Origin of the sequence: Chlorogloeopsis sp. ULAP02 (assembly GCF_038404745.2) — a bacterium.
In the GTDB taxonomy this organism is placed as follows: domain Bacteria; phylum Cyanobacteriota; class Cyanobacteriia; order Cyanobacteriales; family Nostocaceae; genus Chlorogloeopsis.
On record NZ_JAYKTT020000017.1, the window covers coordinates 115289 to 127173 of the forward strand.

Here is an 11885-nt window from a genome sequence, read left to right on the forward strand (position 1 = left end):
AGAATTTGAATAGATTTACGAAAGTAATGAGGTGCTAGTAAGCAATGATTAACAATATAGCCATGAACACGAGATAATAAAAAACTCACCCTCAACCTAAACTGCTATGTAATTAACAATTACAGAACTAAGTAAGCGGACATAATTAAATGTAAAATACCAATTTCTAGACCGCAAACGGAAACAGTCTTTTACCTTCTGCTACCTTCTGCCCTCTGACTTGAAAGAGGGGTGTAAGGGTGTAAGGGTATGGGGGAGCCACTGCGGTGGACGGGTTTCCCGGCATAAAGGAGCCAGCGCGTTGCGGAGAGAAGCGCCGTGCGGGGGTTCCCCCCGTTGAGGCGACTTCGGAGGGTTCCCCCCGTTGAAGCGACTGGCGTCAAGTGGCGTTGTAGAGGAAAATACCTTTTTCATACCTGGTATTGAAACTTGTTTTATAACGACTGCCCTCTGCCCTCTACTTAGTTCTGACTTTGCCTGACATCATTTACTTCATAGCTACGGGCTAAAATTCCGTAATCTGCTTTCGAGTTAAATCATGAAAACCGCCTCCCAATTACAAGCTCGTTTAGAGTCTTATTATCAGCAAATCAAGACAATCATTTTGGCGCGTCAAAATCCAATTACTGGTTTGCTACCTGCCAGTACTGCAATTACAGCCCACGGTGATTACACAGATGCTTGGGTGCGTGATAACGTTTACAGCATTTTGGCAGTTTGGGGGTTGGCGCTGGCATACCGCAAGCTGGATGAAGACAAAGGACGGACTTACGAATTAGAACACAGTGTTGTCAAGCTAATGCGGGGCTTGTTGTTCGCCATGATGCGACAAGCACATAAAGTAGAGCAATTTAAACACACCCAATCACCACTGGATGCACTACACGCCAAGTACAACACCACAACTGGGGATATCGTTGTTGGTGATGGAGAATGGGGACATTTGCAACTTGATGCCACATCAATATATTTGCTGATGTTGGCACAAATGACCTCATCCGGATTGCAGATAATTTACACCCTTGATGAAGTAAACTTTATCCAAAATTTGGTTTACTATATCGGTCGAGCTTATCGCACTCCAGATTACGGAATTTGGGAGCGGGGCAACAAAATCAATCATGGAAGTGCAGAACTAAACGCCAGTTCCATAGGAATGGCAAAAGCTGCTTTAGAAGCAATTAATGGACTGGATTTATTTGGCGTGCGCGGTAGTCATGCATCGGTAATTCACGTACTCCCCGATGAAATTGCTCGTGCCAGAATCACTCTAGAATCCTTATTACCTAGAGAATCTGCTTCCAAAGAAATTGATGCAGCACTCTTGAGTGTGATTAGTTTTCCGGCATTTGCAGTTGAGGATGTGCAATTGCGCGATCGCACCCGCAATGACATCATCGCTAAACTCGCAGGCAAATACGGCTGCAAGCGTTTTTTACGCGACGGACACCAAACAGTTTTAGAAGACACCAAGCGCCTCCACTACGAACCTTGGGAACTCAAACAATTTGAGAATATAGAATGTGAATGGCCTTTATTTTTCACATATTTGGTACTTGATGGAATATTTCGTGGTGATAAAGAACAAACCGAATATTACCAACAGCGTTTAGAGTCTCTAGTGGTTGAACGAAATGGTTTGCCTTTGTTGCCAGAACTTTATTATGTTCCAGATGAATACATAGAAGCAGAAAAGCAAGCACCCCATACTCAACCGCGCCTGCCCAACGAAAACATTCCCTTAGTCTGGGCGCAAAGTTTGTATTTTCTCAGTCAAATGCTAAGTGAAAAATTAATCGCCGTCGGGGATATCGATCCCTTAGGGCGGCACTTACGCATGGACATACACCGGGAACCTTTAGTGCAAATCGCCTTACTAGCAGAAGATGAAGATTTACAGATCATACTAGAAGTTCACGGCATTGAAACCCAAACACCCAAGCAAGTAGAACCGATTCAAGTTCGCCAAGCCGATGACTTTATTGCGATTTATTCCCAAATTGGACGTAGTGATAAACTCGGTTTAACAGGACGTCCGCCTCGTCGTCCTCGAAGTTTAACAACATCCAGAATTTTTCGCATCGGTAATGAAACAGTAGTATTCTTACCCTCACAGTTAGACTCTCAACAGTTCTACTTAACCCTTGATTACCATTTTCTCGTCGCCCAATTCAAGAGCGAACTCGCCTACATTCAAAAATATTGGAGCGATTTAGGACGTCCGATCCTGACTTTAATGTTGACACATACAATGTTAGAAACAGGTTCCGAAGCATTGCTTAATCTGATGCAGGAACTCAAAGATGGAGTATGTAACGGTGTGCGGGTAAAATTAGGGCGGCTAAATCAGCAGATGCTCACTGCTGCTATTGAACGAATTGATTTCCTGCCAGAGTTTGAATTTTCTCAGTCTTCTGTCAAAAATGCAAAACCCCGCTGTGCTTATCTCGCCTTTCATCCAGAAAAAAACTGGCTGCTCAGACATACTCAAGAATTTCAGGTAGAATGCGAAACTAACTTGAATTTACTCTTGACTTCTTTACGCTCTTCAGAAAATATTTACGAACAAATAGAATTATTGCAGACGCTAACTCGTTTGCAAGGGCTGGAGTTTAACACTGGTTTTGGCGGGCCTTTACATCCCGTCACAGTCAGTGATTTACTTGATGAAGTCTACACCAAAGCTGCCGAAATAGGGATTTGGGCAGTTGTGCGTCGGGCGGCGGGTTTGCGGCAGATGGCATACACAGCCTTATCAGATGTAGTGACAAGTATTGTTGTACGGGGCAAGCAAATAGCAGTCGGTAAAGCCTACAGCGAAGACTCCCTAATTACCGTACCTTTATCCCACAGCGAAATTGTCGAAAAAATCAATCATTTTTGTCGAGAAGATATACGCGATCGCGTTCTCACCCAAGAAATCCTGATTTATCTGAGTACCTTAATTAAATCAGAACCAGAACTGTTTCAAGGACTGCTAACGCTACGAGTTGGCTACCTAATTTTGTTAATTACCAGCGAATTAGCACAGGAATTGAAAGTTACGCAAGATGAAGCCTACGAAACACTCATGCAACTTTCTCCCTTGGAAGTAAAAACAAGATTGCGTCAGGTATTAGCTGAATATGCAGGCATGAGTAAATTACTGCGTCAGCAAGAGTCATTGCACGTCAAACAAAAAGAAAGTGATATTGCATGGGTGTTGCAACCATTAGTTGTTGAAGACATAGAAATGCCACTGGGGGGTTGGCGACGCTTTCGCCAAGCTGAGGGAGCAACAGGGCGCGTGCCAAAAGACTTTTTTCAACAAGTTTGGCTGTTGATGCATCATTGTAAAGGCTTGGTAATTGGCGATAAACTAGAACGCCGCAACCGCTTGGATAGCGAGGTGATGATCTCCGAGATGACGGCGGGGGAAAAGAACTTTGCTCTACGAATAGAACATCTGTTAAATAAAATTGAGGCTCCAGAATACCGACAAGTGAATATCGAAACTTTGATGGAATTAGCGGCGATCGCTTCCAACAACCCAAGTTTGCAAATCGAAGAATATATAGTCTTGGATGTATTAATCGGTCATGCAGTCAGATTAGCATGGTTAGACGGGCATCCCCAAAGAGGCGATCGCTACGACGAAGATAAAGCGAGTGCGTGGCGAGCGTTCTACAATACCTCTCCTAAGGAGTGTGCTAGTTATGTTGTTAAGGCGTTTAGGTTCTTGACGGAATTTGTGACAGAACTTTAAACGCAATGGGGCGCAAAGGAAAACGCAGAGGAACGCAGAGTTAAAGGTTATTAACTACGCGTTTTATTCCTTCTCTGAGATGGAGGACGTTAAAGTTAATGATGAGACCAAGTTTGCATTTTGCTAGTTTGAGGTAAGTTAGGAGTTGAACGGAGTGAATCGGTTTCAAGGTTTCTACAGATTTGATTTCTACAATTACTTTATTTTCTACTTTCAAATCCAATCGATAAACACAATCTAACTGTACTGATTCGTAGACTAAAGGTAAAGGAATTTGTTTGCCAACATTCAATCCTGTTTTCTTTAGTTCATAATACAAACACTCTTCGTAAGCTGACTCTAACAAACCTGCTCCTAAAACGGTATGCACCCTCATCGCGCAACCAATAATTACTCCACTTAACTCATTTTCTGTCATCTGGCCTTGAAGTTGTGGTCTCAAAAATCAACTAATCTTAATTTGCCCAAAATTTGCATGGGTTATATCCTCTGAAAACAAAAAAAGAACGCTACTAAACTCCGCGAACCTCTGCGCTTCCCTCTGCGCTCCTCTGCGTTTAAATATTACTACTCAACTGCTGCACAGCTCTTATCAAATCATTCGGTGTGCCAATATCCAGGTAAGTACCATCTGCAAACGCTTCTGCCTCTACACGCAAACCCTGTTTAATCGCAGCTTGAATTACATCCCCAATCGGTACTTCCGGTAGTAGTGACACATTAGGAGCGGCTTTTAGCTGAATCAAATACTCATGTAAAAATTGGGTAAAAATCGGTGTCCAAACGGCAATACCCCACATATAACGTAAATCAGACTGAGGAGGTTTTTCAACAATCAGATGAACTTTGCCTGTATCGTCAAATTCAACCATCCCCGCTTTCTGGGGTTGATCGGTTGGGAACAAGCCTAAAACTACATTTGCTTTAGTTGTCTCCAGACGTGCTAATATCCGTACATAAGCATCCTCTGGTTGAAACAAAATATCGGGAAAACCCAATGCTATAACTGCATCTTGCACAAAGGGATAAGCCTGATCCAAAGTAAATGGCACACCATAAGGCAAACCCATAATTAGATAACCAAGGTTCATCGAAAGCATTGTGCCGTCGCCAAAATATGTCGGGATATCCCACTTTCCTGGGCGTAGTATAAAATATGCCTTGTTAATGCCTGCCAACTGCATTTTTTCCAGTAGATAGTGACAAACTACTTTCGGTCGATAGTTAGATTTTTGACCACAAGTTTGAAAACCTACTGGATATAGTTCTTTGCTCAGTGGTAAAGGAGAAATTCTTTTAGCTTCCCCTCCTGCAGGTAACAGTGCAACGATTTGGCGCATAAGTAATTAAATATACTTGGTATAAGATAATTTACAATTTATAATTTAAAGTTTAATAACCAATAACAGTATAGGCAGGTTTTGCTGATTGTCTTTTGGTAAAAACAGACAATTTATCTTTTAAACCCACCCCTACTATCTAATACGATTTCCCTAAATTTTGGCTACAGATGGAAAAAGGTTTGTAATTGCGCTTAAGCGCTACTACAAACTATGTGTAGTCTTAATTTGGAGAATTGGTATAATTACCAAATTCCCAAAAATATCCCCCTTCTAAAGCAGCGTACTCGTGAACACAATAGAAGGGGGTTATTAATTTTTATTTCGCGATCGCCACTACTTGACAGAAACAGCATCAACATCAATAGTGTCGCTGGAAGAAGTAGAATCCTCAGCGGTATTAGCAGCTTGAGCCTCTACACCTCTACGCGCTTTAAAGCCTTCAATTACTAGCCCAGATACTTCCGTCATCAATAGTGTTAGAAGAAAGACGTCATCAATTTGTCCCACAATCGGTAAAATATCTGGGACTATATCAATGGGACTAACAAAGTATAATAGTGTTCCTAAAATTACCCACCAGCGGTACTTAGGATTGCGAATTAAACCACGATACCAGTTATAGACAGATTGGAGCGGAACTTTCATAACCATCACCTCTAGTTATTTTTAATTCTGGCAAATGATGCTCTAAACTTCCTGTGGGAATAACCGCCCTATTATGTCTGGAAGATGCTACCAGTTTTCTGTAACCCTATCCTTTTCCATAAAATTTAAACAAGTATAGAAGTTGTGTGTTCATCTCTAAGTATTAAAATGCTTGGGGATAGTTGCTCCAGCAATGGACGGAGGAAACCAAAAACAGTGGATATTTTAGATATTTTTCGTAAAGTCGGGCCAGTAATCTGGCCGTTGCTTTTTTTCTCAATCTTGTCGTTAAGTGTGATTCTAGAACGTCTTTGGTTCTGGTTGCGAATTTTAAATCAGGAAAAGGAAATTGTTGCTCGTGTTTTAAATGCAGCTGGTGAAAAAAATTGGGGATTAGCAACAGAGATTGCTAGACGGGCAACAGATCAGCCCATAGGCAGGTTTTTATATGCTCCTTTAAGCCAACCAAAAAGCGATATGGAACTTTTTCGACTAGCCCTAGAGTCAACAGCAGAAACTGAATTGGCTCAGATGCGACGCGGCGAAAAAGTTTTGGAACTTGTAATTGCTGTCGCCCCTTTGCTGGGATTATTTGGTACTGTTTGGGGTTTAATTGGTTCTTTGGAATCTATTCGGATTGGAGATTTAGGCACAGAAGCCACAGCAGGAGTTACTACCGGGATTGGAGAATCTCTGTATAGTACAGCAGTTGGCTTGGGTGTTGCTATTGTTAGCTTGATTTTCTATAGACTATTTCAAGCTCTTGTCGTTAATCAAGTCAAAGTGTTTCGTAAGGCGGGTAATGATTTGGAAATACTTTACCTACAATCAGCGCCTGATATAAGTAATAGTAAATCAGATATAGTCATACCTCAGACTGTTGTCCGAGATACTGCACGAGAAAACTTCATTCCTCCTCCGCCTCCACGCAACCTGGGACAAAACAAGTTTTCTCAATCTCCCGAAAATCCAGAAACCAATGCTTCTGATTCTTAATAATTAGTTAAAATTATCTCCTGGCTTGCAAGCAAGACGATGAAAATTAACCTGCACACTCCCATCGAAGAAGCTCAAGTTCAACTTATTCCCTTAATTGATGTTATTTTTTGTATACTCACGTTTTTTCTTTTGGCATCTTTACAACTCACCCGGCAGCAGGCAATTAATGTTGATTTGCCCAGAGCTAGTTCATCAACGGCAATCGAGCTAAAGCCACAGCGACAAATTTTACCCGTGACTATTGATGCCGTTGGACAAACTTATGTAGAGAAACAACCAGTTAGACGGGAGCAGTTGGGAGAAATTTTAAGTAAGTATCTCCAAGCCAATCCTACAGGCACAGTGGTGCTATATGCTTCCCGTTCCGCAACTTATAATGATGTGATTGAATTATTAGATTTGCTGCGACAAGTCGGGGGCAATCGCGTGTCTTTAGGTATTATCCCTGGTTCTTCAGAAAAAACTCAAAATTCTCCCTCACCCCTTACTCCTCCGTTCCCAGTTAATCCTCAAGGTAACCCTACTCAAAATCCTTTCCCAACTGTACCCGGTCAACCCCCCATAGGAACAGGGGTTACCCCTGTTAATCCTGGTGCTGTTCCCCAACAGCCCACAGCACCGACAACTACCAATCCGACTCCGCAAAGGTGATCAGAAAAAATCATCGTGTAGAGAATCTAATTATTAAAAGACGCGTTAAACTGCGCGTCTTTCAATGATTTTGAGGAAAAAATAAGCACCCGCAAAGGGCGCTTATGACTATTCGTTAGAGGTTGGGGGAGTAGCTGTAGTACCTGATTGTTGAGTACGCTGTTCGCGTTTTTTGCGATCAGCTGAGAGCAAATCTGCCATGACTACCAGTGCTTGCGTCATTTTATCTAGATTGGAAAGGTAAAGTTCCAAATCTTTATTAAGTTTGTCATCAGATAAGTGCAAGCCAGCAGCAATGGTTTTAAGTGCCTCAGTACGTTTTTTTTCGTCTTTGACCATTTCTGGTTCTGATAGTTCTAGTAATGAGAATAAACCGATCGCGAATAAGCGACTGTATTTAAAATTGGCATTGCTGGCGATCGCTTGCAGTGAGGCTTGGAAATCAGCATCTCGATCAAGTTGATTTTGTTGGCTCAACCACGCGATTAAATCTTGGCTTGGCAGGCTTGTTGCCAGATTTTGCAACCGTTGGGCATCTTGCCTATATATTTGCGGATCTGCCTCTACAGATCGCACCAGGGCGTTAAAAATCGACTCCTTATCTAATTCTGGTTGGTAGCCTTGCATAAAACGGTCAAAGGAGGTGACGACGCCCAAGGCATAAATTGGGTTGTAGTGGAAGTCAACATTAACCTGGAGCAGGTGCATTTCCACCATCAATTCTTCTACAACCCGCCGATAAATAGTGTTGATCGGACGGGTGTGTAAGGTGTGGAAAGCTCGCTTTGTATCAGATAAAGTACGGACGTTGTTCACAAAGAGAATTTTTAAACTTCTAGGGCGACGTATGTTTATTTTCTCGCTTCCAGGCAACTTTGCCAAGTTTAGCTCTTTGTTAATCACGCTAATCTTACTCAAAAATCATCTATCAAGGGCTGTAAACCCCTTTCTTACACAAGTAGGCAAAATTTATAATATTGTGTGATTGTATTAATAATTTATGAATTTCTCACCAGAGTTGCTCACTCTCGCGAATTATTTGGCTGGTGAATTTGAAAATCAACAACAAGCTCTTGCTGATCCTGCTTGGTACGTTCACCTGCGTTTGTGGCAAAGGTTCATACCTTTATTTTCTGAAGATAGCTTGACCTTATTTGCTGAACAAGCCAATATTGTTAATTTAGATCAACCTTATCGTCAGCGAATCATGCGACTGACGGAAGCTAACGAACCTAATGCACTTTTGAAAGTGCAATACTATATGCCTAAAGATCCGTTGGCTTTACGTGGTGCTGGTCAAAACCCTTTATTACTTCACAACCTTACACCTGAACAATTAGATTTGCTACCTGGTTGTGTTCTCAACGTGACTGTGCAAACCCAAGCTAGCGATCGCTATAAATTTGTTGCTAGCCCTCCTTTCGGGGCTACTTGCTGCTTTAATTATGCTGGCAGGGTAGTACAAGTTGCCTTGGGATTTGAAGTTACTCACCAAGAATTCATCACCTATGACAAAGGAATTGACCCTACTACTGGGGGGGCAATGTGGGGAGCGATTTTGGGCCCTTATCGCTACACTAAGCAAGAACAGTACTAAAATTATGAATTATGGAGCGTGAAGTGTTTGTATTTTGGACTCTTCACTTTTAAGATAGAACTTTGATTTAGCTGGCAATACTACGAGGTACACCCTCTAGAGCTTCCTCCTCTGTTTCAAAGATTTCAAATACTGTGTCCATCATTGTTACCTCAAACACCAATTTAGCTTCTGGATGGACATTGCTGATCCGAAAACTACCGTTGACTTTATCAGCATCACGCATTCCTGCCACTAAAGAGGTAAGACCAGAACTGTCAATAAAGTTGACTTGACTGAGATTTACAACTATGTGACAACTCAGTTTAGAAATGCACTCTTGCAATTTTAAGCGAAATTGCCAAGCTGTAGTTATGTCCAAACGACCTGTAGGCGCTAGGACAATCACGCTGTTACCGTCTTGGCTTGTATATGTTTTCTGTTCGATCTGAATCACTTAACCTCCTTTTGGCATCTTTAAGCTCAACTGATTTGAAGTTGATAATTGTTGGATGTTAGTAGCTGGTAATGATTTTTTTACTACTAACTACTAACCACTAACATCCTTATTGCCATTCATCCCTCTATCGAAAGAAGATAGGCAAAATTGCTGAATTGTGGACTGTAATCTATCCAGCATTAGTTACTTTTTTTACCTCTGACTCAGGATTGATTGATTCTGTAGTTAGAGATTAACAAGCAATATAGATAAATGTCATCCTAATTGCTGGATATTTAATTAGGTAGTTTAAATCACACCATTTATGTGTGGCTTGGTACCCAGTTTACCCAATCTTGAGACTTGAGAAAAGTTTCATACAATTCAGCTTCAGGGGAATTAGGTTCGGGACGATACCCATATTCCCAGCGTACAAGAGGAGGTAAGGACATTAAAATTGATTCAGTGCGTCCGTTAGTTTGTAAGCCAAAAATGGTACCTCGGTCATAAACCAAGTTAAATTCTACATACCTTCCCCGGCGATACAGTTGAAAATTCCGTTGGCGATCGCCATATTCAATCTTGTGCCGCCGTTCGACGATCGGTACGTAAGCGTTTAAAAAGGCTCCACCACAGCTTTGCGCAAAGGCAAACAAATCTTCCCAACCGCGTGGTGTAATTGCTCCTAGTTGGTTACTGTACTTAGCTGCTTCACCATCAGGATTTGGCCCACGATATAAAGTACCCCGACCGTCTTGGTAATCAAAAAATAGACCACCAACACCCCGTGTTTCGCCGCGATGCTTTAAATAAAAATATTCATCGCACCAGCGTTTAAATACCGGGTAATATTCTGGGTGATGTGTATCACAAGCCTGCTTGAGCGTTTTATGGAAATGTGCTGCATCTTCAGCGAAAGGATAATAGGGAGTGAGATCCGCACCTCCCCCAAACCACCATACAGGCCCCGCCTCAAAGTAACGATAATTCAAGTGAACAGTAGGCACATAGGGATTACGGGGATGCAATACCAATGAAGTACCTGTGGCATAAAACTTGTGTCCTACAGCTTCTGGGCGCTGGGTCAAAATAGAGGGCGGTAAATGAGAACCCCAAACTTCAGAAAAATTTACACCCGCTTGTTCAAATATTGCTCCATCTCGCAGAACGCGCGATCGCCCGCCACCTCCCTCTGGACGCTCCCAAGAGTCTTCTTGAAACTCAGCAACACCGTCCAATTTTTCTAAAGCTTGCGTAATCTCGTCTTGTAAATTTTTCATAAACTGACTGACTCTAGCCTTAGCATCAGTCGGCGGCAAAGAAGTCAACGACTCTGTTGACAAAGTTGGGCTTTGGGAGTTGGTCACCATAAAATCAATAACCTAAATTACAATTTCCAAAAAGCAAGAAAAATTTTCACTGAAAATAGAAGGCAACAGGAGTAAACAAACTAGTTAAAATTACCCAGCTTGCTTTTGTCTTAAAGTCAAGCATTCACTCCATCTGTGGTCATGACTAGAGTTATTTTCCCTCAAATGCGTGTAGGCTTGTACACTGATTGATTTTTTTTCAAGTTCTTTTCTTTATGTAAATTTTTTGCTATGAATATTCAACTTTAAGCAAATTAGTCTACTAGCACTTGTGCATTTGGGCAGTAGATAGGAATAATATCAGACACTGATTCATGTTTTTATCAAAAATGGTCTCTCTTGCAGGGTTGTCATCTACGACATCAGAATGTAGACAAAGCTAACAAAAAGTAAAATTTAATAACTATATTAAAAGCTTTAAACAGCAGCTGCCTTTGTATCAAATCCAGACTTGCTGTACATCAGTCACAGTGCCGACCATGCCAGAGTTACCAAAAAGCGTGTAGCGAGGAGGATTAGGAAAATGCGAGCTTGGTTGTCCAAATTCATCCACCGCAAACGTCGTCGGTTTTGCGCTTCTTTAGTGCGAACTTATCGCGAGATTAGTTCTGCTTCTGTCGATGAACTGTGGCAAAAGCTAGTTAACTTGGCTGATGTGTCTTGGCATCCATTACTAAAAAGTACTAACGTCCCTTACGGACTGGTACCCAAACCTGGATTAATTTACCAAGCGGTGACACGTTGGTCACCAATTCCCATCCGGATTTTTGTTGAGCGCGTTAATCACCAAGAGCTATTGAGCGTAAGAGTATTGGCGATTCCCGGTGTTGAAGAACGAGTTACTTACAAAATCGAGTCTACAGTTTGCGGTACTTGTTTGTCATATTCTGTAACACTACGTGGTTGGTTATCACCCTTGATTTGGTCTTTGTCTCGTCCATATGCCAATCGCGTGGCCAAAGCTTTAATCGAGGCAGTTGAAGAAAATACCCTGTCAACAGTTTCAGGCAAAAGTAAACCTCTTAAGGATAGTTGTTTTGATTTTTAGAATTGGGAATTGGGTACTCGGTACTAGGTACTGGGAAAGAAATTCTTCCTAGTCCCCACTCAAGAGTCC

At 41.8% G+C, this 11885-nt stretch carries 11 protein-coding genes; 5 read left to right on the forward strand and 6 right to left on the reverse strand.

Features of this window, described 5'->3' with window-relative positions:
* Nucleotides 1–538: 538 nt before the first annotated feature.
* Nucleotides 539–3745, forward strand: a complete 3207-nt coding sequence (locus U2718_RS08990) for a glycoside hydrolase family 15 protein (protein WP_341997428.1) — start codon at nt 539–541, stop codon at nt 3743–3745.
* Nucleotides 3746–3785: 40 nt separating this feature from the next.
* Here the strand turns inward: U2718_RS08990 and U2718_RS08995 are convergent, their stop codons facing one another.
* The 3 genes from U2718_RS08995 to U2718_RS09005 form a co-directional block, all read right to left on the reverse strand.
* Complete coding sequence (locus U2718_RS08995; protein WP_341997429.1) at nt 3786–4163, reverse strand: GxxExxY protein; 378 nt, start codon at nt 4161–4163, stop codon at nt 3786–3788.
* Nucleotides 4164–4302: 139 nt separating this feature from the next.
* Nucleotides 4303–5085, reverse strand: coding sequence for an NDP-sugar synthase (locus U2718_RS09000; protein WP_341997430.1), 783 nt, complete (start codon nt 5083–5085; stop codon nt 4303–4305).
* A gap of 336 nt (nt 5086–5421) precedes the next feature.
* Nucleotides 5422–5733: a YkvA family protein gene (locus U2718_RS09005; protein WP_341997432.1), complete on the reverse strand. Its 312-nt coding sequence runs from the start codon at nt 5731–5733 to the stop codon at nt 5422–5424.
* A gap of 216 nt (nt 5734–5949) precedes the next feature.
* On the opposite strand from U2718_RS09005, the gene U2718_RS09010 reads away from it, so the two are divergent.
* Both U2718_RS09010 and U2718_RS09015 read left to right on the forward strand, forming a co-directional pair.
* Nucleotides 5950–6729 (forward strand): MotA/TolQ/ExbB proton channel family protein, encoded by a 780-nt coding sequence (locus U2718_RS09010; RefSeq protein ID WP_341997434.1) that lies wholly within the window; start codon nt 5950–5952, stop codon nt 6727–6729.
* A gap of 39 nt (nt 6730–6768) precedes the next feature.
* Nucleotides 6769–7383: a biopolymer transporter ExbD gene (locus tag U2718_RS09015; protein WP_341997436.1), complete on the forward strand. Its 615-nt coding sequence runs from the start codon at nt 6769–6771 to the stop codon at nt 7381–7383.
* Between the two features lie 108 nt (nt 7384–7491).
* Here the strand turns inward: U2718_RS09015 and psb29 are convergent, their stop codons facing one another.
* Nucleotides 7492–8199 (reverse strand): photosystem II biogenesis protein Psp29, encoded by a 708-nt coding sequence (gene psb29, locus U2718_RS09020; RefSeq protein ID WP_341997651.1) that lies wholly within the window; start codon nt 8197–8199, stop codon nt 7492–7494.
* A gap of 184 nt (nt 8200–8383) precedes the next feature.
* On the opposite strand from psb29, the gene U2718_RS09025 reads away from it, so the two are divergent.
* On the forward strand, nt 8384–8980 hold the full coding sequence (locus tag U2718_RS09025) for a chromophore lyase CpcT/CpeT (RefSeq protein ID WP_341997437.1): 597 nt from the start codon (nt 8384–8386) through the stop codon (nt 8978–8980).
* Between the two features lie 67 nt (nt 8981–9047).
* Here the strand turns inward: U2718_RS09025 and U2718_RS09030 are convergent, their stop codons facing one another.
* The gene (locus U2718_RS09030) at nt 9048–9416 is read right to left on the reverse strand and encodes an STAS domain-containing protein (RefSeq protein ID WP_341997439.1); all 369 of its coding nucleotides are present in this window, start codon (nt 9414–9416) and stop codon (nt 9048–9050) included.
* Between the two features lie 305 nt (nt 9417–9721).
* Nucleotides 9722–10768, reverse strand: coding sequence for an oxygen-dependent coproporphyrinogen oxidase (hemF, locus tag U2718_RS09035; protein WP_341997441.1), 1047 nt, complete (start codon nt 10766–10768; stop codon nt 9722–9724).
* A 523-nt stretch (nt 10769–11291) separates the two neighbouring features.
* On the opposite strand from hemF, the gene U2718_RS09040 reads away from it, so the two are divergent.
* Entirely contained in the window at nt 11292–11816 is a 525-nt protein-coding gene (locus tag U2718_RS09040; RefSeq protein ID WP_341997443.1) for an SRPBCC family protein, read from the forward strand.
* The last annotated feature ends 69 nt before the right edge of the window (nt 11817–11885 follow it).